Source organism: Vibrio sp. V12_P9A6T4, from assembly GCF_963874835.1.
GTDB lineage: Bacteria > Pseudomonadota > Gammaproteobacteria > Enterobacterales > Vibrionaceae > Vibrio > Vibrio anguillarum.
Map to the genome: position 1 here is coordinate 1 of NZ_CAWNJO010000053.1, position 22,956 is coordinate 22,956.

The window sequence follows — 22,956 nt, forward strand, 5'->3', positions numbered from 1 at the left end:
CGTTCACTTGGTTGTGATAGTTCCACCAAAAGTTTCGATATCAACGTTGATGGGAGTATTGAAAGGGCGTTCAGCAATCCGCTTGTTTAACAAGTTCCCACATATAAGAAAGAAACTGTGGGGTAATCATTTTTGGGCAAGGGGATACTTTGTTGACACAGTTGGTGTGAATGAAGAAATCATCAGGCGTTACGTAAGGCACCAAGACAAGAAAGATCAAGAATATGAGGCGCAGTTAGAGTTGAAGATAAACTAGCAGCGCAGGGATGCCCCCTTATAGGGGGCTATAAACCAAAGCCGCCTTCTAAGAAGGCGGATTTTTACTTATCACGTCGGCTGTTAATTATACGCGCGTGCGACACGTCCAAGTGATGACAGTTGATAATGTTCAGCGTATGCGGGGATGAAGCTTGAGTGACCTTTTTTCACGGTTAGAGACTCACCATTGTCATGGGTTAAGGTCGCATCAGCATCAATGGCAAAGATAATTTCGGCACTGTTGATTTTCACGTTAACTTGCGCGGCATTGAGGTAAATCGCAAACTTAAAATCGCGGACTGGGACAGGGAACAGTAATGCTCCATTTTCTTCGATTGGTTTCAATAACAGGCTTGAAGCGGGTTTTTCTTCAAATAGCGTGCATGATGCGAGCTCTTCAATATCCATGTGTTTGGGTGTTAGGCCAGCGCGCAATACGTTGTCTGAATTGGCCATGATTTCAAGCCCGGTACCTTTCAAGTAGGCGTGTGGCGTTCTGGCGTCTAAAAACATGGCCTCACCCGGAGCTAAAGTGAGTACATTGAGCATTAATGGAGAAAATAGACCGATATCACCGGGGTACTGTTGTGCCAGCTCTAAAATGAGCCCAAAAAGATCATCACCTGCATGATGATGGGCATACGCTAATAATGCATTCACCGCATGTTCTTTTTGCTCGCCAGTTAATGATAGCAATGCACTAAAAAAGGTTTTTAAACCTTGTGATGTTGGGTTGTGTGCAAAAGCATCGACTAGGGTTGAAATCGCATTGATATTCAGCGTTTGAAATTGTTCAACAATCTCTGTGATTGGGCGAAACCCATTCATCGCTTGATAAGGGGTAAGGGCGTAAACCAATTCCGGCTTGTGGTTAGGATCTTTATAGTTGCGATGTCCGGCATTGAGTGGGATCCCCGCTTGGTTTTCTTTCTCAAAGCCAATTTCCGCTTCTTGCTTACTTGGGTGAACTTGAATCGAAAGGGCGTTCGCTGCGGCAAGTACTTTGAAAAGATAAGGTAGCTCACCAAAGGTTGTTGCAGTAGCAGCAGAAAGAAACGCTGTTTTATCTTGGTTGATCATCTCAAGCAACGAAACAGGTTCTCCATTCACATGAATTTGTGAGCATCCATTTGGGTGTGCTCCCATCCAAATTTCTGCTTGTGGAGCGTTGTTTGGGTTAGCAATATCAAACAAGTGCTGAATCGAAGTCGTGCTTCCCCACGCATAGTTTTGGATGACATTGTCCATCAAAAAGAAAGGTTGTTTGTTATTGGTCATAGTACATCTCACAAAAAATCAAAATAAAAACAAAGCAGCAGTACATAGAGTAAGCGAAATAAAAAACTCCCGAGTTAAAGCGGGAGTACAACATAAAATCAGAAGCTCAGCGTTGATGAACATCAAGCACTCTCGGGGGAGAGTGCTTGATCATTAAGCCGTTGCTTGTTGTAATTTCGCTTGGCGCATTTTTTTCAGAGTGATACAAACAACACCTGTCACTACAGCACCGGTTGCCATGCAAAGCAAAGCTAGCAAAGGCTTATTCATGGCACCGAGCAATGCTACTACAGGACCGCCGTGGGCAACACTGTTTGTAATGCCAAAAGTGAACGCCATAACCGCTGCAACCATCGACCCCAAGATGTTTGCTGGAATGACTGACATCGGATCTTGTGCGGCAAATGGAATTGCCCCTTCAGAGATACCAACCAAGCCCATTGCACCGGAAGCTTTACCTGCTTCAATTTCAGAGGCTTCAAACAAGTTCAGTTTACGGCCCAAAACGGTTGCTAAAGCCATGCCGAGTGGCGCGACTGGAATGGCACACGCCATTGCACCCATAAATTGAGTTTGACCGCTGGCAATCATACCAACAGAGAAGAGGAATGCCACTTTGTTAAATGGGCCACCCATATCAAAGCCAGCCATGCCGCCGAGCACAATACCGAGCAGTATCACGTTACCTGAGCTCATGCTCGTAAGTAGTGCGGTTAAGCCATCCATCAAGCTTGCAATCGGCGCGCCGATAACAAAAATAAAGAGCCCAGAGATAAAGAGTGAGCCTGCGATGGGTGCAATCATGATTGGCACAAGTGGTTGAATAAACTTGTGAAAATGGATGCTTGTTAACCATTTGATGAAATAACCGACTAAAAGGCCAGCAATAATGGCACCGATAAAACCTGTACCAGCATCTGCGCCGTAGAATGACCCGTTGTTAGCGATCCAACCACCAATTAAGCCAGGAGTCAGAGCGGGGCGATCGGCGATCGCATACGCGATGTAACCTGCAAGAATGGGGATCATCAACGTAAAAGCAACCACACCGACGTTCAGCACTTGATTCCACATACTGCCGTCAGGAATGGCCATACCAGCTTCGGTTGGCTCGCCGCCAATAGCGAGTGCTAAAGCAATCAACAAACCGCCAGTAACAACGAATGGGATCATATGCGATACACCATTCATCAAATAGCGGTATAAATCGGAGCGAGCTTGCGCCGCTTTGCCTTTCCCATCTAAAGTCTTGGCACTGGCATCGGCTTGATATTTTGGTGCGCTGAGGGCTTTTTCAATCAACCCTTTTGCATCACGAATCGGCGCTTTAACACCAGTTTCAATCAGTTTTTTACCCGCAAAGCGCACCATGTCAACTTGCTTGTCGCAAGCCACGATGATCGCATCAGCTTTAGCGATCTCTTCATCCGTTGGGCTATTTTTCACCCCAATCGAACCGTTGGTTTCGACTTTAATTTGATAACCCATCGTGGCGGCCCCTTTTTCCAGCGCTTCAGCGGCAAGATAAGTGTGTGCAACACCGGCTGGGCAGCCCGTTACGCCAATCAAAAAGCCTTTATTGGCTTCAACATCGGTTGCTTTTTCGGTTTTTTGTAGCAACAAATCTAGCGCTGCTTGCTCTGTTTTTGCGTCTAAGAAACGTTCAATGAACCCTTCTTCAATCAGCTTGGAAGAGAGCTCTGCCAGCACTTCAATATGATGATTTGAACCACCATCAGGTGAGGCTATCATGAAAAATAATTTAGAAGGCAAGCCATCTTCCGCGCCATATTCGATACCGCTTTTGCTGATGCCTATCACAACTGCAGGCGAGATAACGGCGGAACTTTTGGCATGAGGCAGCGCGACACCATCTTCAAATCCAGTGTTACCAAGCTCTTCACGAGCATAGATATCGGCTAAAAACTGCGATTTATCGCTGATGCGTCCTTGTTCTAACAGTACATCGACCAGCTCTGAGAAAACGCCATCTTTTGATGTTGCTTTCAAATCAAGCCGGATCAAGTTCTCATTAATAAGTTGAGTGATCATGTTTCGTCCCCTATATGGTTTTTATCCCCTTCGCACTTAGAGCTGAGCCATGTTGGCTGAAACTTCAAACTGTTTGGGGATATTGTTATTGCGCACCGCGCTTTTTGTTGGAGATATTGTGAGCGCCTCGGGTGAACAGTGGTAGTGTACGAAACTGGCATTTACTGGATTATTGTAACCTGTGGCTGCAAACGTGATCAGGCTCTTATTTTGGTTTTAGGGTGATAATTTTAATTTATGATTAATTTTTTATTTTAATTCAATTGGATAAATTGATTATTTTGCTTTTTCGATCGGAGTTATCGAATGCGTAATGATTGGTGATTCATGAGGTGTTGGATTATAGTTGCCTCGTTTATTGATGGGTATAGGGTGAATTTTGTGATCCCAGTATTTAAAAATGTGATTGAAGTGCTGCTCTCGGAGCGAGAAAGTTTTAATCGAATATGGTTTGCTGGGGACAAAATAACGCCGCCAGCGTTCAGTTACCAAGTCAATTTTCCTCGTCTAGAATTGGTTTTAAGCGGCGTGTATAGCAACGAAATCGAAGAGATTGAACAAGGTATTAGTAAGGTCAACATCTTATCTGGTGATGCGCTTTATATACCTCCGAACTGCTGGAATAAACCTGATTGGCAAGAGAGCTGTTCGGTCTTGAGTTTGCTATTTGGCCGTCGTCAAATGGGGTTTAGTTTGGTCAGTAAACACAAAGGCGAGAGTGGTTTTTATGATGTTCAGAAACACAGTATCCCAACGCGTACTGGGCACGCGATTGATCACATGCTCGAAGGGCTAAATGCATTAGCACGTGAGCCTCAGAAAAGTCCAATGGACGAACATTTGTTGCTGGCTCTGTTGAGTTACAGCGCCACAATGCTCGATCAACCGACCGCTTCTCCTAAAAAGCGCAGTGAAGATTTATATCAAGGTATCTGCATTTATATCCAAGAAAATTTTCATCGCAATATTTGCCGTGACAGCATCGCACAGCGGTTTAATATCTCTGCCAACCATTTATCGCGCATGTTTCGCCAACAAGGACACATGACTCTTGCTGATTACATCACTTGGGTAAGAATTGAACGGGCAAAATTTATGTTGAAGAAATACACCTTTCGTTTAGCCGAAGTGGCCACGCGCTGTGGATTTCAAGATGTGAATTATTTTTTCCGCGTATTTAAAAGCAAAGCGGGTATGACTCCATCTGAATATCGAACTCTGTCGCAATAAAGCTATTCATTTTGTATTGGGTCGCACGGCTTAGCCATCACGTGCAGCAAAATGGCTTTAAGGGTTTCTTCTCTTTTTGCCGTAAGTAGCCATTGACGATGTTCCTCTTCCAGCAACCAACGAGTTAACTGCGTGACCGGTTTAATCACGGTTCGCGGCGCTGATGTCGGCAGTAATAAGGTGATGATCAGCGACACATCGCCGGATTTTTCTGACCATGATAGCGGGTTTGCTAACCAGTGAACCGCCAGTGCTGGCTGGGCAACTCGTGCGTGAATGATATGGGGTAGCGCTATTCCACGGCCAATAATGGTCGGGGAGATGGCTTCTCTTTTTTCCAGCGCATGCAAAATATCATGGCAATGTGCGGGCATGATCTGCTTAGCAATCGTGTCGAGTGCCTCTGATTTGCTAAGCTCAGGGCCTAATGTGGCGTAATGCCACTGTAGCGAAAAGGGCAGTTTAAAAGCAGAGTGGGTGGCAAACGCCCATTCCGCTTTGGCATTTTGTTTGTGCGATGTTGAAATAAGCAGTGTGTGCTCGCGCAAATACTCTGTCATCACCATGCAGGCCAACTCGGCGTCGAGCCCTTCAATGGCAATTTGGCATACATCTCCCGGGTTTGAACCAAGGCTTAACACTTGCAGTGTATGGTTGAGCATTGCCTTGTTGTCACGCGTGATGTTAAACAGCACCACCACCGAGCGAAAATGGCGGTTGAGATCTTTCAATTCATTTAATTGCCAGCTGACCAGACCGCCTGCTTTTAAAACAAAAGTGATGCGTGTTGTGATCATCGGCGGTTACAAATGACGATCTAAAACAGATTGCACGTTCGTCAACACTTCTTCAATGGACACCTGAACCGTTTTGCAACCAACAAAACGTTCACGCTGTTCAATGTCGATATCTGAAGCGATGAGGATCAGATCCGCGTTGACAATATCTGCCACTGTCAGTGGGTTCTCGACACCCATTGCACCTTGGGTTTCGACTTTGATTGAGATATTACGCTTATTCGCTTCTTTTTTGAGTGCGTCTGCGGCCATATAGGTGTGCGCGATGCCTGTTGGACAAGCGGTTACTGCGATAATTTTCATAACGAAAGATAATAGAGAAATGATGAGTGAGTATAAGGAGGATGAAAGCGTGACTCAACCGAAGTTTACGCTAAGCCAGTACCCTAATGACTGTAGCACTCAGGCTACTCGGCTTTGCACATAAACTTTGCACTGGCCGTAGAATAGGGAAGCCCATCATAAAAAATGGTGCTGCACAGATAGTAAATGTGACGTTTTTGTTTGATAAGATGCGCTTCGACTTGTAATGGTACATTCAGTGGAATAGGGTGCAGATAACGTACGTTTAGCTCTGCCGTCATCGCATAAATGCACTGTGCAAACAGACAATGCGTCATGGCAGCGTCATGTAAGGTGCTGATAAGTCCACCCTGCATGACCCCTTGATAGCCTTGCATCTTTTCTGTTGCTACAATCTGTGCGCATACGCTCCCCGTTTCTGTTTGGTTAAATTGCAGTGCGTGCGTTTCAGAAAAGAACGGGGCACAACACACCGCGCAGTGGCAATGTTGTAGGGGAGGCTGAATGTTCATAAGTTCACCAAACTGTTTTTAAATTATTAGGAGAAGAAAATGGCAAGACCCAAAAAAATTCGTCGTGTTTGTGGTCAAGCGGCGTATGCATGCTTCAAACCCAACGGTGTCAAATTATCTGAATTGAACACAGTAGATTTACTGCCAGAAGAACTTGAAGCGCTGCGTTTGGCTGATAAAGAGGGGCTTAGCCAATTGCAAGCGGCTACGCAGATGGGCATATCGCGACAAACCTTTGGTAATATCGTTAACCAAGCAAGAGCGAAAGTCGCGACTTGCTTGGTGGAAGGTCATGCGTTGATGTTGGTTGAACGCTAACGCTCGTGATCAGGTTCTTGAATTTGATACAACACCTTCTGATGCTCATCACAAACGTCTACGCAGTTACATTCTCTTTCAATATCGATATTTGCTAATCCACCACAACTGCCTTGCAGCGAGCGGCGGCGAAACAAAACACCGATCGCCATCAAGACAATAATGCCAATAAAAAACGCAAAGGTTATAACATAAGTCATTATTTTCCCTCGACAATCGCTTTTACTTTCAGCACTTTCTTCAACGCTTCTATGGTAGTTGGTGACAGCATTCTGGGTGCCAGTTTGTTATGTTTACCCACTTTCTTCGATCCACATTGACTAGCACAACGTTTCTTCGATTTATTGGCTGAAGGCTTGCCAAAAGAGACGTCGGTGACGGGCAGAAGATGGTTTGGATGAAGTGATGTTAATTGGCTGCCTCTTGGTGCGTAATATACCGCAATCTTCTTTTCTAAAATCGCGGCTAACATATTTTGTCCGATATTGCGGACGATAACAGCGTCCACTCTATTCTCTCTTAGCAGTGCAAGTAGCTGTTTTTTGTGGCCACAACTGCCCTCGGTTTTAGTAACGTCAATACGTTGGCTAGTGGCGGTGGTATCGTCCACAATCATCAATTGAGGCGCTTTGGCAAAGTGATTAAAAGGCGAGTTTTGATCACAAGGGATGGCATAAATCATCATGGCTCCTAAAGTTTATCGGGTTCTTGTATTTAAAATACACCTTATTATTGGCATATGCCAATAATAAAAATGACAATTTAAGAGTTCATTAATTAAAAGTCGTGGTGCTGTTTGGTAAATCGAGACCCGATATGGCGTAAAAATACGCGAATAAATTGCAGGCGTATGTAACAAGCCTCATCTACACTTTGTGAGCAGTCAAATGAAAGTTAAATCTATTGCATATTGGAAACTCGCAAGTGTAAACGTTAACATTTGGTGTTTTGAGAGGTATGATCTCTTTCGTGGTGGATCGCACTTTTAAAAAGAGAAATAGGTCTCGATGTTACATTGCGTTACGTATGATTACTTAGTTTTGCAATAGTTATCAAACTATTCACAAGAAACTGCATGAAAATGCGATTTCAAAACTGAAATTTTAACTGGTTCACATTAATTGTTTGTTTTACTACTATACTTTGAAAGGTAAACGTTTTCACTGCTATTTCTCAGAGTTAACGTTTCTCCCCCTACACAACGTAATAACAACACTAACAAATAGGACTTGTTCAATGAGAAAGTTAACTACTTTAGCCATGCTTGCGGCTGGTATGAGTTTCGGCACTCAAGTCATGGCTGACACAACGATCGGTGTGACCGTTTATAAGTACGATGATAACTTTATGTCAGTTGTTCGCCAAGCGATTGAAAAACAGGCAAATAATGACGGCAACACCAAGGTTTTGATGAATGACTCACAAAACAGCCAATCAATGCAAAATGACCAAGTGGATGTCATGTTGGCTCGTGGCGTGAAAGCACTGGCGATCAACCTTGTCGACCCTGCTGCTGCACCCAGTATTATTCAAAAAGCGAAAATGGATGATGTTCCGATCGTTTTTTACAACAAAGAACCGAGTGCTAAAGCGCTCGCTTCGTATGACAAAGCCTATTATGTGGGCACAGATTCAAAAGAGTCGGGCATCATTCAAGGCGATCTGATTGCGCAGCATTGGAAAGCGAACTCAGCTTGGGATAAGAACGGTGACGGTGTACTGCAATACGTTATGTTGAAAGGTGAACCTGGCCACCCAGATGCGGAGGCTCGTACTTCTTACGCAGTGAAAACAATCAACGAAAATGGCATCAAAACAGAAGAGTTGCACATGGATACAGGTATGTGGGATACCGCCATGGCAAAAGATAAAATGGATGCTTGGTTATCTGGCCCGAACGGTAACAAAATTGAAGTTGTGATTGCCAACAACGATGGCATGGCGATGGGCGCGATTGAAGCGTTACGCGGTGCGGGCGCCAAAGTGCCAGTATTCGGCGTTGATGCGTTAGCGGAAGCGTTAGCATTGGTTAAATCTGGCGATATGACAGGTACGGTGCTTAATGATGCAGATTCACAAGCGAAAGCGACATTTGAACTTGCACGTAATTTAGCCAACGGCAAAGCCGCTACCGAAGGCACTCAGTGGGAAATGGTCAATAAGATTGTCCGTGTTCCTTATGTTGGTGTTGATAAATCGACACTCGAGTAACCTAAAGTTCAAGGGGGAAGTCATTCCCCCTTTACCCCCTAACTTATAGGGTGTTTATACAATCAATAATAAATAATTGCTAATTAAATTTTATTTAATATTGAATGGTATTAATCAAAGAATAAATAAGTGATGCCATGGTAAATCAAGAGCATGAATTTCTGTTAGAAATGACAGGAGTGAGTAAAGAGTTTCCCGGGGTTAAGGCATTAGATAAAGTTAATTTGAAAGTTCGACCACACTCTATTCATGCATTAATGGGAGAGAATGGTGCAGGTAAGTCGACGCTATTAAAATGCCTTTTTGGAATTTATGATAAAAACGAAGGTGATATTATATTTTTAGGCGAACATGTGAATTTTCAATCGTCTAAGCAAGCTTTGGAGGCGGGTGTTTCCATGGTCCACCAAGAGCTTAACCAAGTATTACAATGTTCTGTAATGGATAATATTTGGCTAGGGCGTTACCCAAAGAAAGGACTCTTTGTCGATCACGATAAAATGTATCGCGATACCAAAGAGATCTTTGATGAACTCGATATTGATATAGACCCGAAAATTAAAGTGGCTAAATTATCGGTATCACAAAGGCAGATGGTCGAAATAGCGAAAGCGTTTTCTTATAACGCGCGCATTGTGATCATGGATGAACCCACGTCCTCTTTGACTGAAAAAGAGGTATCGCATCTTTTTACTATCATTAACAAGTTGAAAGAAAAAGGCTGTGGCGTGGTGTACATCTCTCACAAAATGGAAGAAATATTTACTATTTGTGATGAGATAACCATCTTGCGTGATGGGCAATGGGTTGATACGAGGCCGTTGAAAGGGCTCGATATGGACAAAATCATTTCGATGATGGTTGGCCGTGAATTAACACAGCGCTTTCCCACAAAGACCAATGTGCCAAAAGAAATTATCCTCGAAATCAAAAATTTAACAGCACTGAACCAACCCTCTATTCAGGATATTTCGTTTGATCTCAGAGAAGGTGAAATCTTAGGTGTGGCTGGGCTCGTCGGTTCAAGACGCACTGATATTGTGGAAACCATTTTTGGGGTTCGTGAGCGTAGTAACGGCCACATTATGTTACATGGCCGAGAGATGAAAAACCGTGATGCACATGAAGCGATCAATAGTGGTTTTGCGTTGGTGACAGAAGAGCGTCGTTCAACCGGCATTTACAGTAATTTAGATATTACCTTTAACTCTTTGGTTGCCAATGTGGATGAATACAAAACCAAATTAGGTTTACTGAGTAATAAAAAAATGAGGAGTGATACACAGTGGGTAATCGACTCCATGAGTGTAAAAACACCTTCTCATGAAACATCAATCGGTTCTTTGTCTGGTGGTAATCAGCAGAAAGTCATTATTGGCCGTTGGTTGTTAACTCAGCCAGAAATATTAATGCTTGATGAGCCGACTCGGGGTATTGATGTCGGAGCAAAGTTTGAAATTTATCAATTGATATTGGAATTAGCGAAAAAGAATAAAGGGATTATTATTATCTCTTCCGAAATGCCAGAGTTGTTAGGCATTACCGACAGAATATTGGTGATGAGTAATGGCCGAGCTGCGGGAATCGTTAATACTAAAGACACTTCACAGAATGAAATATTAGAGCTGGCCTCTCGTTACCTCTAGGGAAATTATTATGGATTCAGTTAAAACATTTGCAATGAAGCACCTAAAGGAAGGTGCGATCTATGCGGTTCTATTTATTCTTCTGGCAATTATTATTATTCAGGAGCCATCATTTTTAAGTTTACGCAACTTTAGTAATATATTAACGCAATCTTCAGTGCGCGTTATTATTGCATTGGGTGTGGCGGGGCTGATTGTAACGCAAGGAACCGACCTTTCTGCTGGACGTCAAGTGGGTTTAGCCGCTGTAATTTCGGCAACACTTTTACAATCAATTGATAACGTCAACAAAGTATTCCCCAGCATTGGTGACGTGCCGATTGTGGCTGTGATTCTTTGTGTGTGCGCGATCGGCGCGATCATCGGTTTAGTGAACGGTGTGATTGTTGCTTATTTAAAAGTAACGCCGTTTATCGCCACATTAGGCACCATGATCATCGTCTACGGGATTAACTCTCTCTACTACGATTCGGTGGGTGCATCTCCAATTGCAGGTTTTGATGAGCGTTTCTCTTCATTCACTCAAGGTTTTATTCGATTTGGAGATTTTAGGTTTTCGTACATAACCTTCTACGCCATTATCGCGATTATCTTTACATGGATTTTGTGGAATAAGACCGTTTTTGGTAAGAACATTTTCGCGGTCGGTGGCAACCCAGAAGCCGCAAAAGTTTCTGGTGTTAATGTGCCACTGACGCTACTGAAAGTGTATGCTTTATCGGGTGTGTTCTATGCGTTTGGCGGTATGTTGGAAGCTGGTCGTATCGGCAGTGCGACCAATAACCTTGGCTTCCTGTACGAGTTGGATGCGATTGCAGCCTGTGTTGTGGGTGGCGTGTCATTTGCTGGCGGTGTCGGAAGCATTGCGGGTGTGGTCACGGGTGTGCTTATCTTCACTGTGATCAACTATGGTATGACCTACATTGGCGTGAGTCCTTACTGGCAGTACATCATTAAAGGCGGCATTATTATTTTCGCTGTCGCGTTGGACTCAATGAAGTACGCGAATAAGAAATAGCCGCCTAAGAGCAAAAATACAATTTTCGACATTTAATCGCCGAAAATTGTCGAAATAAAATAAACAAAGAGCGCTTTTATCGGCGCTCTTTTGCTATTGCCCAGTAGGAAGCGTACGTTTTTCAAAATAGCGTACAATCTCCTCGATCAATATTTTGATACGTGACGGTTGGTGATCACGATTAGGATAGAGCAGATGCAAGTCCGATCCTGTGGCCAAATCGTGTGAACTAAAACTTTGCCGATAATCTTCCAAGAGAAGAACGAGTTTCCCAGCATTGAGGTCGGGTTGAATATCGAGTTGTGATTTGAGTGCAATACCTGCGCCTTCGAGTGCCCACTGACGAATCACTTCGCCATCATTAGACAAACGTGATGGTTTGATCAGAATATCTTGAACGACATCTCCTTTAAGAAAAGACCAACGCGTTAATGATTCACTTTTGCGTAGCATACCCAAGCAAGCATGCTGTTTGAGATCCTCTGGGTGCGTCGGTTGACCATGACACGCTAAATATGCGGGTGAGGCACAAAGAACGCGGCGACTTGTTGCTAATTTTCTGGAAACCAATTGACTATCTTTGAGTGTGCCGTAACGCAATACCAAATCAAGTTTTGTTTCATATATCCCTAACACACTGTCACTAAAGGTAATCTGAGGCACAATTTTAGGATGTTTTGCTAAGAAGGAGTCGAGCAGTGGCATCAAATGTTGTCGCCCGAGATCTTTGGGTGCTGAAATTTTTATATTGCCTTCCAAGTGTGTTTTCTCGACGAATAGCGAAGACTCGACTTCAGTGATGTTGGCTAAAGTTTGTAAACATAATGGATAGAAACGTTCGCCGGCTTCCGTCAATGCAATTTTACGTGTGGTTCTTTGCAGTAATTTCACGCCATAGTGGCGTTCAAGCTCTTGCAGTTTTAGTGTGACTGAAGCGGCGGACATATTGATGGCTTTTGCGGCGGCCGCCAACCCTTGCTGCTCAACAATGGCAACAAAGACCTCCATGTTCAATAATTTGTTCATTAAGATTCTATATCGCAGTTATTGTTAAGTAATCCTAAATACTCTTTTTAATTATAGCTAGATTATTTAGTGATTCTTTTGTTATAGCCTATGGATAACAACCCAATACAGAGCGATTGAATGATGAGTAGCTTATTTTCCCCGACACAAATCGGTCCACTTTCTTTGAATAACCGGCTGGTAATGGCCCCGATGACTCGGGCTCGGACAAGTCAACCAGGTAATGTACCCAACGACATCATGGCACAATATTATGCTCAGCGAGCGAGTGCTGGTCTGATTATTACTGAAGCAACACAAATATCAGACGATAGCCAAGGATACTCATTTACTCCTGGCATATACACGCCAGAACAAATTGTGGGTTGGCAGCAGGTCACTCAAGCCGTGCATGACCGCGGAGGAAAAATAGTGAATCAGCTATGGCATGTAGGGCGAGTATCGCATCCTGCTTTTCAACAAGGTCAAAAGCCGATGGCTCCTTCAGCTATTGCTCCAGTCGATACCAAAGTCTGGATTGCACAGCCGGGGAGTGCCGGTGAGATGATGGAATGCGTTGAACCAAGAGCAATGACATTGCAAGAGATTAACCAAGTGGTACGCGATTTTGCTAATGCTGCACACAATGCGATTGCGGCTGGTTTTGATGGCGTCGAAATTCATGGTGGTAATGGCTATTTGATCGATCAGTTTTTACGAACCAATTCGAATCATCGCACTGATCAATATGGTGGCAGCAGAGAAAACCGCTTACGTTTTCTTATGGAAGTTGTGAGTGCAATCATTGATAAGGTTGGCGCTGACAAAGTTGGAGTTCGCTTGGCGCCTTACATCACATTTAAAGATATGAACTGCCCAGATATCGTCCCAACGATTTTACAAGCGGCGGAGCAATTACAGAAACTCGGTATTGCGTATCTGCATTTGTCAGAAGCTGATTGGGATGATGCTCCACAAATCCCTGAAGATTTTCGCCAACATTTACGTGAGCTGTTCACCAATACCATTATTGTTGCAGGCCGATATGACGTTGAGCGAGCAAACCAAATCCTGGAAAATGGCTACGCTGACTTAGTCGCATTTGGGCGTCCCTTTATTGCGAATCCAGACTTAGTCGAGCGTTTGAAAATGAACCGTACATTATCGGCATTTGATCCAAGTTGCTTATTTGGTGGAGGAACTAAGGGATATACAGATTATCCAAACCATTCCTAAATCGACATAGCCAGCAGTCGTTTGTTTTATGATTCTGCTGGCTTTTTTACAACTGGTTGGCCGTTATAAAACAATGAGCCATTAACGCGCGCCAAAATGATACGCTAAAAGTAATAAGGCCACAGAATAAACATCCATGTGAATGCTGAAAATATCAACGCGATCAGTACGGCAGCTGAACCGATGTCTTTGGCGCGGCCACTGAGTTCGTGCCATTCGCTACCGACGCGGTCAACCACGGCTTCCACGGCGGAATTCATCAACTCCACAATCACAACTAAGACTAAGCAACCAATCATCATGATTTGCTCAATTTTAGTGACAGGCAAAAAGAAAGTAATGGTAATCAACAAAATTGAAGTGACAGTTTCTTGTCGAATAGCGGCTTCGTTTAGCCACGCGGCTTTCAGCCCTTGTATTGAATAACCTGTGGCATAAAACAGACGCTTTATACCCGTACGACCTGGTTTCATAAAATGAACAACCTAATAATGAATGACTATGACAATAGGCATGAGTGAATTACGTGTAGACGTAAAATAGCTTCGCCCCGCCCCTCATGTTAAAAAAGAGAATCAATGACGTCGGTTCACGGATTCTCTTAAGTGGCCCGATATTAAACGCCCACCACGGGTAGTACAAGAGTAAAGCAAGCACCTCCGAACACACTTTTAGCCACAGATACTTGGCCGTTGTGGCGTAAAACGATCTGTTTGACGATGGCCAAGCCTAATCCGAAGCCTGATTGTCGCTCTCCACGTGAGAGATCCGCGCTGTAAAAAGCATCAAAAATGAATGGCCAGTGCTGCGGGTCAATCCCTTCTCCATCATCATGGATATCAATTTGCACTGCTTGACCTGCGTTGATCACGGAGGTTTCAACGGCTATTTTGCTTTTGGCGTATTTCTGAGCATTACCCAATAAATTATCCAGAGCTCTTTTGAGAAGGTATGGATCGACCTGTAAAGTGGCGACTTGTGCTAATGGCAGCAACTGGATCTCGACTACGCTGTTGCTGCGCCATTTATCTAGTATCGGTTCGAGCCAGTAATTGAGCTGAATTGTCTGCATATTGAGTTCGTTTTCTGGCCTTTCAACTTTCGCGTAGTAAAGAAGTTCATCGACCATCGTTTCCATCTCTTCGGTATCTTCGATGATACTGGCGACTTTCGCCGCTTGTTTTGGTGTCAGAGATTCATCGGCCAACATTTCTGCTTGCCATTGGATCCGAAAGATAGGGGTGCGTAACTCATGAGCTACGGCATTACTCAGCGCTTTATTGCTGAGCACCAAAGCGGAAATTTTGCTTGCCATGTAGTTAAAGCTTTTGTTTAAAGAGCCGACTTTATCGCCGCTTTTGATGGAGGCGCGAGCGGTCAGATCACCAGCGGCAAAGGCTAAGGTCACTTTTTCTAATTCACGCACTCGCCGACTGATGAACCAGATAAGCAACACACAGTACAGTGCAAAACCGACGACAAGCAGCAAAAGTGAGAGATTATCTGCGAAGAAAATGGCTTGCCTCAGTGGTGATTCTTCATCGGGTTTAAAGCTGTAAATTGGTGAGGTGGACGTAAGGCGCAGCCATAAAAAACGGTCATCATCGTAGTAGGTGTAGGCATTGGGGGCGGTGGTAAAGAAAAACGCTCGCACATCTGAGGGTAAGGTCTTTTCAGTATGCGTCTCTATCAGTTGTCGTGTTTTATCGGCATATTCTTTTAGTACATTTAAGGTGTTGGTTTCACCTTCATGCTGATAAATACGAGTGACCAAGTCATGAAATGCTTCAGCTTGATAATCTTCAAGTACATAATCGTAGTCAGTACCAAGCTGGTAAACGACCAGTTCAATGGTAATGAGTGTCGCTAAAAAAAAGAGCAATAAACCAACAAAAGATTCAACGTAGATACGACGCATACAGGTTTCTTCTAAAATACGTGGTCATTACCACGTGTCTGGTACAAAAAGGTATCCTTTCCCTCGGACCGTAATAATGCGTTTCGGTGTGGAAGAATCATCACCGAGTTTTTTACGCAAAATGACAATCTTGTTATCGACGGTTCTATCAAGCCCATCGTATTCAATCCCGCGTAACGCTTTGGTTAATACATCCCGTGATAGGACTTGATCTGGTGTTGATGCCAGTAGCCACAGCAAGTCGAATTCGCTGTCGGTCATCGCCACGGCCTCACCATTCATTTCACACAGATGTCGAGATTGATTGAGAGACAAGGCCCCAAATTCAAGCACGGTTTTCGCGGTTTGAATTGGCTCGTTGTCGACTCTGCGCAGTAGCATACGCATTCTAGCAAGCAAGACGCGTGGTTTAATCGGCTTTGTCACAAAATCATCGGCACCAATTTCCAGTGCTGCAACGTGATCAAAATCGTCATCACTGGCGGTCAGCATCAATATCTTACCGTTGTACATAGGACGGATCTGTCTACAAATTGTCAGCCCATCTTCACCGGGTAGCATTAAATCCAGTAACACGATATCTGGTTGTTGCTCTAAAATGACCGCGCTCGCTTTGGCACCTTCAGCAAGGGCAATGACGCTAATATCTTGACTTTCAAAGTATTCTGTTAACATTTCTCTGAGTTTTAGATCATCTTCAACGATGATTAAAGAGTGTCTATCCGTCATGGAGACTCCTAGATAGGTACGATGAACGACATGACAATCGCTGACATTGGAAAAATTTGAAGTGCATAGTAAAGCAAAGACCCAGCATTTTCGCTAGGTCTTTGTATGGTTGGATGAGTTTCTATTGATACAATCTCTTGTTATTCAACGGCTTTGGTCGGTGAAGAGCGAAGTTTGTTCGCCAGCATCACCACAAGTGGGCTAGTCAACATCACAACTGCAAGCACGGTAAACACGAAAGTGATCGGACGTTCCCACAAGAAGCTTAACTCCCCATCGCTGATCATCAACGCGCGGCGAAGGTTCTCTTCCATTAATCCACCCAAAATAAAGCCAAGCAGCAGTGGTGCCAGCGGGAAGTTGGCTAACCGTAGAGCAATCGCCCCCATCGCGACGATCAACATTACGTAAACATCCATAGTGTTAAACGAAACCAAATAAACACCGGTGATTGAGAAGAACAAAATCATCGGCAGCAATACGGTTCTCGGTACCGCCAATAGCCTTGAAATATAAGGAATAAGCGGCAAGTTAAGGATGATAAGTACAATATTACCGAGATACATTGAGATGATGACAGACCAAAAGACATCAGGGTGATCAACAAATAAACGAGGGCCAGGTTGAATGCCGTAAGAGAGCAGGGCTCCAAGCATGATCGCTGTGGTGCCAGAGCCGGGAATGCCGAGTGTCAACAGCGGAACAAAAGATCCGCTAGAGGCGGCGTTATTGGCTGACTCTGGTGCAACAAGCCCACGCAAAGACCCTTTACCGAACTCTTCTTTTTTATCTTTGGGCGCTAAGCTGCGCTCCATACCATAACTCAAAAATGCGGCGATGGTTGCGCCAGCGCCGGGCAACACGCCGGTGAAAAAACCTAAAATGGAAGCACGAATTGAAACGGGAGCCGCTTCTTTAAATTCTGCTTTGGTGATTTTCATACTGCCCAAGTTGCTGATTTTATTCTGTTCATCTGTACGCGTGTCGTTTTCTGGTTTTAAAATACCCATTAATGTCTCGCCTAAAGCGAATGTCGCCATCGCCAGCAAGAGGAAGCTAAAACCGTCCATTAAATCAGTTAAGCCAAAGGTAAAACGTTCCACACCTACGCCTTTATCAATACCAACGGTAGAGAGCATCAAGCCAAGAACAACCATCATCCATGCTTTAAGGACTTGTCCTTTGCCAGCAAAGGCGGCGACCGCCGATAGACCGAGTAGCATCAACGCAAAATAGTCAGAGGATTGAAAACTCAGTGACACGCTGGCCAGTGCAGGCGCTGCGACCAAGAGCATAATCGCTGACAAGGTTCCACCTGTAAAAGAGGCGTAAGCGGCGATGGCTAACGCTTTACCAGCTTGGCCTTTTTGCGCCATGGGGTAGCCATCAAACGCGGTGACCACGGTTGCTGAGCATCCGGGAGCATTAATCAAAATGGAGGAAGTGGAGCCGCCAAAAATAGCGCCGTAATAAACGCCGGCCATTAAAATTAAACCTGAAGATGGTTCAAGGCCATAGGTGATCGGGATCATCAACGCGATGGCCGAAATCGGGCCAAGCCCGGGTAACATGCCGATAAAAGTACCGACGAAACAGCCCACAATCACCATGAAGATGTTCATTGGCATCATGGCGGTAGAAAGCCCTTGTAAAATTCCATCTAACATAATCAGTTCCTACCAGAGTGTGAAAATAACGCCGGGCTCAAGGTAGATGTCCAAACCTTGAGTAAGCAGCAGATAAAACGCGATGACAAAGGGAAAAGAAGCACCAAATAACACTGATTTGCGTCTTTCACCCAAAATATAAAAGCCAGCGAGTAGAAAGAAACTGGTGGCCAGTACGAAGCCTAAATAGGTTAGACCAAGTCCGTACAGCGCCATCAACACTAAAAAACCAATCAACAATTTCCAGTTGAAGTGCAATACCGCGCCGCTTTGTTTATCGGGCTGCCCTAACACCAGCATCAACAAAGAGAGGCCAATTCCAGCGTAAGTCAGCAGAGTCGGCAAGGTTTGGGCGTTAAATGGTTCATATTCATCACCGGGAAACATCGGTATTTGAGTCGTTTGATAGCCGTAGCAAAGGCTAAGAACAAGGAAGATCAACGCGCCAACGCGATCGCGGCACAGTAAATATTCTTTGCTGAAAAATTTGGTTGGCAGATCCGACATATCCAACTCCATGGTAAAAATAGGGGAGAAAAGAGCCGTGTAGCAGCGAGTTAATGAATTGATTAACTAAGGGCAAAGGGATAGGTGTATGGAGGTTTTCCTATTCATATTTGCCTGATAAACAAAGGAGTATTGAGCATAACTGCACACGGCAAAAGTGTTGCTAGCGGGGACAAGGCAAGGAACTGTCCCCTTAGCGACCTTACTTCAGGAAACCGAGCTCACGCATCAGATCACCCATCTCTTTCTCTTGGGCTTCTAAGAAGGCGTAAAACTCTTTATCCGCTTGATAGTTATCGATCCAACCATTACGGTCGCGGACGATTTTCCATTCATCGGTGGTGTACATTTTCGCTAATGCTGCGTTCCACTGATCAATCTTCTCTTGGCTGATCCCAGGGGCTGCGAAGAAGCCGCGCCAGTTAGCAAAGACTGTTGGGTTGCCATAGTCAGTTAATGTTGGAATATTCGGGGCAGATTCCAAACGTTTAGGGGCGGTGATCGCCAAAATTTTCACTTGGCCAGACTTGGACATTTCAAGCACTTCACCTAAGCCTGTTGAAAGCAGTTGTGTTTCACCAGAAAGCAGTGCCGCCATGGCTTTGCCACCCGCGTCATAGGCGATGTAGCGAACTTCTTTTGGATCCAACCCTTGCCCTTTGAAGGCGGCCGCGGCGACTAAGTGATCCATACTGCCACGAGCAGAACCGCCAGCGACTTTGACTTTACGCGGGTTGTCTTTGAAATCGGCAACCGCATCTTCCCACGTTTTGTATTTTGAATCGCCCGCAGCAACGATAGCGCCATAATCAGAAACAGTGGCGGCAATCGGTGTTAAATCGCGGAAGGATTGTGGAAAAACACCGGATAAAGAACGAACAACAATCGGTGTAGAGTTGACCATCAAGGTATCTTCTTGGCGGTCTGCGGTTTCAATTAGGTGTGCAATCGCTTTACCACCACCACCACCGGATAAGTTTTGGTAAGACACATTGCCGACAATGTCGGTTTTCATCAGTACATCACCTGTACCACGAGCCGTCATGTCCCAACCCCCCCCCGCGCCACCGGGTACTAAAATGTGAAGTTTCTCAATATCAGCGGCGAAGCTGCTAACAGAAAAGGTTGCAGCCAGTATGGATGCAGTGAGGGTTGGTTTGAACTGCTTAAACATATTCACGTTCCTTATGTAGGGCGCATCTTCATCTTTACCTTGGAGCGTTTGTGACTGAATGCTGCAGGCGGAGATAGGGTGCTTATCGTTGTTATCATGACTGCATCAATGATCTAATGCAGATACGTTAAGTTAATAACCTGTTACAGGTTTGTCTCTAATGCGTAGATAAAAACAATATAGGGCATAAAAACGTTTTTGTTCATAAAGTTCACAGCGTTATTTTGCTGCGTTGTGTGACGAGTCTTCGTTAGCGTCTTGTCTCACTATCTACTAGCAGTAATCGGGTGTTATTCATTGCAAATTGCGCAGCTGAGGTGTCATTACCTTGTTGAAGTAAGGTCGTGATACTGGGCAGCAGTAAGAAAAAGATCAAAGGTTCGGGATATTGGGCTTGCCATTGATGACGCTCATCTAACACATGCCCTTCGAAGTAGACGGTGAGTACCACACTGTCCGATGAAAAGTGCGATCCATGGAACCGCCCTAAAGTATGCGTCGAGCCCCATATTGAACTCAGTGGTCGCTCCGATGTGCTTTTAAGATAGAGATCAACAGCTACACTTTGCGATTGAGAACCTTGCGGTAGAGAATGTCGATGAACCGTTAAGCGCTCACCCGAATACTTGCCTTGCTGGAAAGGCAAATAACCTAAGTTGTTCGGTGTTACACGGCCATCGTTTGCACACATTTGAACCGAATCGGGCATTTGCTGGCTGCTGTACAATTCACAAGCAAATTGAGCAACAAGTTGCTGTACTGCGCTTTGAAATAAGCGAGCATCAAATGAGTGTTCTTGCTCAAGGTGTAAATTTAATTCAGGAAAAACAATAGGTAACTGGCTTGTTAGCGCGTTGAGGTCATTGATCGTAACCGATTGATTCTGCTCTATTGCCGTGCGAATAATATTTGGGTTGTCTGCCAATGAAAGATCATCTTCAGAATAGATCGCCTCACTCAGTAGTGGGTAGCTGCGCGGATTTTTCGGTTTACTGTTGTAAGCAATGCATCCAGATAAGAGCAACGAGCAGGCGAGAGCGTAACCAAAAGGAGAGTGCGTGATTCTCTTGCAAAGATTCATAAGTGACGGCCGTGTCATCGGTAATGGGTTGCACTGCTTATTCTATCTGCGAAATCGACACTTTTCTCTTTTCAAGCTCACAGAGTTTTATCTTCTTCTGGTTCAAATTTAATCATTAAGTTTCTTATACATTAGTCTAATGTGTCGACAATTTTGTTGATTGCCGATGGTTTTATGGTCTATTTTAACAATAAGCTTTAATAATTGTTAACACATGTAAGTGTGTGAGTGCTTTGCGTCTCAGCATGAATCTAACCTGTGAGCGATAACAAGATGAATAGTGCACTAACACTAAACAGTACTGATACAAAACCACACGCTGTTGAACGAGAAAAAGAGAACACCAAATCGGAAAACCTTACGGAGTATTTGATTGAGGCGATTGTTGAAGGGCGTATAGCACCGGGCAGCAAGATTTCAGAACCCGAACTCGCCAAACGTTTTCAAGTCAGCCGTGGGCCACTGCGTGAAGCGATAATGCGTGTGGAAGGCTTGGGGTTGATCGAACGTGTTTCACATGTGGGTGCGCGAGTCATTGAGTTGTCACCCGGTAAGTTGGTAGAGCTTTATGCAGTACGCGAAGCGCTAGAGGGTATGGCGGCAAGGTTAGCGGCGCGCAACATTTCGCCCTCTGAATTACAAGGGCTAGAGGCATTATTGTCTACACATTCGAATCATATTGAGCAAGTCGAAGGGGCTTCCTATTTTCATCAACACGGTGATTTTGACTTTCATTACCGCATCATCAAAGCCAGCCGTAATCATAAATTAGTGACTTTATTGTGTGATGAGCTCTATCACTTACTGCGCATGTATCGTTATCAATCGCCACGCTCACATTCACGCCCGAAGGAGGCGTTGGACGAGCACAAATACATTCTACAAGCGATCAAAAACGGCGATGAAGAACTGGCTGAGATGTTGATGCGACGCCATATTTCGGGCAGTCGAATCTTGATTGAACAGCAGATAGTAAAAGAGTAAGCCACAGGGCGGTGGGCAGAAAATAATCATGCCTGCAATGAAGCAAACCAAGAACCACGCATAGAGCGGCCTTGAATAAGGGCGATAACCAAGCGACTGATTAGGAGAATCTCATGAGCTTAAGTCAGGGGGCGAAATTTAGACTCGCTGTTCAACAAAATGATCCACTGCAGATTGTCGGCACGATCAATCCCTATTGCGCAATGATGGCCAAACGTTTAGGCCACCAAGCCATTTATCTGTCGGGTGGTGGCATCGCTAACGCTTCGTATGGTTTGCCCGATTTAGGTATCACCACATTAAATGATGTGCTGGTGGATGTTGAGCGCATCACCAATGCGTGTGATTTGCCTTTGTTGGTGGATATTGATACCGGTTTTGGCGGCGCATTTAGCATTGCTCGCACTATCAAAGCGATGGAGAAAGCGGGCGCTGCTGCCGTGCATATGGAAGATCAAGTTGCGCAGAAACGCTGCGGGCATCGCCCTAATAAAGCGATCGTCAGCCAGCAAGAGATGGTTGACCGCGTAAAAGCCGCGGTAGATGCACGAGTGAACCCAGAGTTTGTGATCATGGCGCGTACCGATGCGTTAGCGGTGGAAGGAATTGATAGCGCCATTGAACGTGCCATTGCTTGCGTGCAGGCCGGAGCCGATATGATTTTCCCCGAAGCGATGACCACTCTTGAGCAGTACGATCGTTTCTCCACCGCGCTAAGCGCAGCTTGTGGTAAATCAGTGCCGATTTTAGCCAACATTACTGAGTTTGGTCAGACGCCGCTCTACCCATGTGCAGAACTTGCTCAAGTGAAAGTGGATATGGTGCTTTACCCATTGAGTGCGTTTCGTGCGATGAATAAAGCGGCTGAGAATGTCTATCGCCATTTATTAGAGCAGGGCAACCAACAAGCTTTGCTCGATAGCATGCAAACCCGTAGCGAGCTGTATGACTATCTCAATTACCACGATTACGAAGATAAGCTCGACGAGCTTTTTTCATCAAAGGAATAATAAAAACAAAGGAAAAGGAGTT

At 44.7% G+C, this 22,956-nt stretch carries 24 protein-coding genes; 9 read left to right on the top strand and 15 right to left on the bottom strand.

Going from position 1 to position 22,956, the window contains the following annotated elements:
* Positions 1-256: IS200/IS605 family transposase (gene tnpA, locus AACQ42_RS08600; RefSeq protein WP_141195641.1), on the top strand; the 256-nt coding region annotated here is incomplete at its 5' end.
* Between the two features lie 83 nt (positions 257-339).
* Here the strand turns inward: tnpA and manA are convergent.
* Positions 340-1,536, bottom strand: coding sequence for a mannose-6-phosphate isomerase, class I (manA, locus tag AACQ42_RS08605; protein WP_176429666.1), 1,197 nt, complete (start codon positions 1,534-1,536; stop codon positions 340-342).
* Between the two features lie 153 nt (positions 1,537-1,689).
* Entirely contained in the window at positions 1,690-3,588 is a 1,899-nt protein-coding gene (locus AACQ42_RS08610; RefSeq protein WP_094165597.1) for a PTS fructose transporter subunit IIABC, read from the bottom strand.
* 327 nt (positions 3,589-3,915) lie between these two features.
* Here AACQ42_RS08610 and AACQ42_RS08615 point away from each other — a divergent pair, with 327 nt between their 5' ends.
* Positions 3,916-4,818 carry a helix-turn-helix transcriptional regulator gene (locus tag AACQ42_RS08615; protein WP_176429667.1) on the top strand — a complete coding sequence of 301 codons (903 nt, stop codon included), beginning with the start codon at positions 3,916-3,918 and terminating at the stop codon, positions 4,816-4,818.
* 2 nt (positions 4,819-4,820) lie between these two features.
* Here the strand turns inward: AACQ42_RS08615 and AACQ42_RS08620 are convergent, their stop codons facing one another.
* From AACQ42_RS08620 to AACQ42_RS08630, 3 genes are all read right to left on the bottom strand, one after another.
* Positions 4,821-5,615: a PTS sugar transporter subunit IIA gene (locus AACQ42_RS08620; protein ID WP_094165599.1), complete on the bottom strand. Its 795-nt coding sequence runs from the start codon at positions 5,613-5,615 to the stop codon at positions 4,821-4,823.
* 6 nt (positions 5,616-5,621) lie between these two features.
* Complete coding sequence (locus AACQ42_RS08625; RefSeq protein ID WP_013856969.1) at positions 5,622-5,918, bottom strand: PTS fructose transporter subunit IIB; 297 nt, start codon at positions 5,916-5,918, stop codon at positions 5,622-5,624.
* A 104-nt stretch (positions 5,919-6,022) separates the two neighbouring features.
* Positions 6,023-6,430, bottom strand: a complete 408-nt coding sequence (locus tag AACQ42_RS08630) for a PaaI family thioesterase (protein WP_094165600.1) — start codon at positions 6,428-6,430, stop codon at positions 6,023-6,025.
* 39 nt (positions 6,431-6,469) lie between these two features.
* Here AACQ42_RS08630 and AACQ42_RS08635 point away from each other — a divergent pair, with 39 nt between their 5' ends.
* Entirely contained in the window at positions 6,470-6,748 is a 279-nt protein-coding gene (locus tag AACQ42_RS08635) for a DUF134 domain-containing protein (protein WP_026027228.1), read from the top strand.
* On the opposite strand, the gene nqrM is transcribed toward AACQ42_RS08635, so the two are convergent.
* Positions 6,745-6,948 (bottom strand): (Na+)-NQR maturation NqrM, encoded by a 204-nt coding sequence (nqrM, locus tag AACQ42_RS08640; RefSeq protein WP_013856966.1) that lies wholly within the window; start codon positions 6,946-6,948, stop codon positions 6,745-6,747. The genes AACQ42_RS08635 and nqrM overlap by 4 nt on opposite strands.
* Entirely contained in the window at positions 6,948-7,433 is a 486-nt protein-coding gene (locus tag AACQ42_RS08645; RefSeq protein ID WP_231494626.1) for a NifB/NifX family molybdenum-iron cluster-binding protein, read from the bottom strand. Before AACQ42_RS08645 ends, nqrM begins: the two co-directional genes overlap by 1 nt.
* A gap of 551 nt (positions 7,434-7,984) precedes the next feature.
* Here AACQ42_RS08645 and mglB point away from each other — a divergent pair.
* The 3 genes from mglB to mglC all read left to right on the top strand — a co-directional run bounded on the left by mglB (position 7,985) and on the right by mglC (position 11,623).
* Positions 7,985-8,959: a galactose/glucose ABC transporter substrate-binding protein MglB gene (gene mglB / locus AACQ42_RS08650; RefSeq protein ID WP_094165601.1), complete on the top strand. Its 975-nt coding sequence runs from the start codon at positions 7,985-7,987 to the stop codon at positions 8,957-8,959.
* 137 nt (positions 8,960-9,096) lie between these two features.
* Positions 9,097-10,605: a galactose/methyl galactoside ABC transporter ATP-binding protein MglA gene (gene mglA / locus AACQ42_RS08655; RefSeq protein ID WP_013856963.1), complete on the top strand. Its 1,509-nt coding sequence runs from the start codon at positions 9,097-9,099 to the stop codon at positions 10,603-10,605.
* A gap of 10 nt (positions 10,606-10,615) precedes the next feature.
* On the top strand, positions 10,616-11,623 hold the full coding sequence (gene mglC, locus AACQ42_RS08660; RefSeq protein ID WP_013856962.1) for a galactose/methyl galactoside ABC transporter permease MglC: 1,008 nt from the start codon (positions 10,616-10,618) through the stop codon (positions 11,621-11,623).
* Positions 11,624-11,716: 93 nt separating this feature from the next.
* On the opposite strand, the gene AACQ42_RS08665 is transcribed toward mglC, so the two are convergent.
* Positions 11,717-12,649, bottom strand: a complete 933-nt coding sequence (locus AACQ42_RS08665) for a LysR family transcriptional regulator (RefSeq protein WP_094165602.1) — start codon at positions 12,647-12,649, stop codon at positions 11,717-11,719.
* 123 nt (positions 12,650-12,772) lie between these two features.
* Here AACQ42_RS08665 and AACQ42_RS08670 point away from each other — a divergent pair, with 123 nt between their 5' ends.
* Positions 12,773-13,864 carry an alkene reductase gene (locus AACQ42_RS08670; RefSeq protein ID WP_217898942.1) on the top strand — a complete coding sequence of 364 codons (1,092 nt, stop codon included), beginning with the start codon at positions 12,773-12,775 and terminating at the stop codon, positions 13,862-13,864.
* A gap of 104 nt (positions 13,865-13,968) precedes the next feature.
* Here the strand turns inward: AACQ42_RS08670 and AACQ42_RS08675 are convergent, their stop codons facing one another.
* The 7 genes from AACQ42_RS08675 to AACQ42_RS08705 form a co-directional block, all read right to left on the bottom strand.
* The gene (locus tag AACQ42_RS08675) at positions 13,969-14,337 is read right to left on the bottom strand and encodes a diacylglycerol kinase (protein WP_017046154.1); all 369 of its coding nucleotides are present in this window, start codon (positions 14,335-14,337) and stop codon (positions 13,969-13,971) included.
* Between the two features lie 143 nt (positions 14,338-14,480).
* Positions 14,481-15,782: an ATP-binding protein gene (locus tag AACQ42_RS08680; RefSeq protein WP_094165604.1), complete on the bottom strand. Its 1,302-nt coding sequence runs from the start codon at positions 15,780-15,782 to the stop codon at positions 14,481-14,483.
* 27 nt (positions 15,783-15,809) lie between these two features.
* Entirely contained in the window at positions 15,810-16,511 is a 702-nt protein-coding gene (locus AACQ42_RS08685) for a response regulator (RefSeq protein ID WP_013856957.1), read from the bottom strand.
* A 140-nt stretch (positions 16,512-16,651) separates the two neighbouring features.
* Positions 16,652-18,178 carry a tripartite tricarboxylate transporter permease gene (locus AACQ42_RS08690; protein WP_017046152.1) on the bottom strand — a complete coding sequence of 509 codons (1,527 nt, stop codon included), beginning with the start codon at positions 18,176-18,178 and terminating at the stop codon, positions 16,652-16,654.
* Between the two features lie 9 nt (positions 18,179-18,187).
* The gene (locus AACQ42_RS08695) at positions 18,188-18,685 is read right to left on the bottom strand and encodes a tripartite tricarboxylate transporter TctB family protein (protein WP_010318351.1); all 498 of its coding nucleotides are present in this window, start codon (positions 18,683-18,685) and stop codon (positions 18,188-18,190) included.
* Between the two features lie 202 nt (positions 18,686-18,887).
* Positions 18,888-19,859 carry a tripartite tricarboxylate transporter substrate binding protein gene (locus AACQ42_RS08700; protein ID WP_094125328.1) on the bottom strand — a complete coding sequence of 324 codons (972 nt, stop codon included), beginning with the start codon at positions 19,857-19,859 and terminating at the stop codon, positions 18,888-18,890.
* Between the two features lie 250 nt (positions 19,860-20,109).
* Complete coding sequence (locus AACQ42_RS08705) at positions 20,110-20,940, bottom strand: hypothetical protein (RefSeq protein WP_094126993.1); 831 nt, start codon at positions 20,938-20,940, stop codon at positions 20,110-20,112.
* A 273-nt stretch (positions 20,941-21,213) separates the two neighbouring features.
* Between AACQ42_RS08705 and AACQ42_RS08710 the strand changes: the two genes are divergently transcribed.
* Both AACQ42_RS08710 and prpB read left to right on the top strand, forming a co-directional pair.
* On the top strand, positions 21,214-21,924 hold the full coding sequence (locus AACQ42_RS08710) for a GntR family transcriptional regulator (RefSeq protein ID WP_029388357.1): 711 nt from the start codon (positions 21,214-21,216) through the stop codon (positions 21,922-21,924).
* Positions 21,925-22,037: 113 nt separating this feature from the next.
* Positions 22,038-22,934: a methylisocitrate lyase gene (gene prpB, locus AACQ42_RS08715; protein WP_017046149.1), complete on the top strand. Its 897-nt coding sequence runs from the start codon at positions 22,038-22,040 to the stop codon at positions 22,932-22,934.
* Positions 22,935-22,956 lie beyond the last annotated feature (22 nt).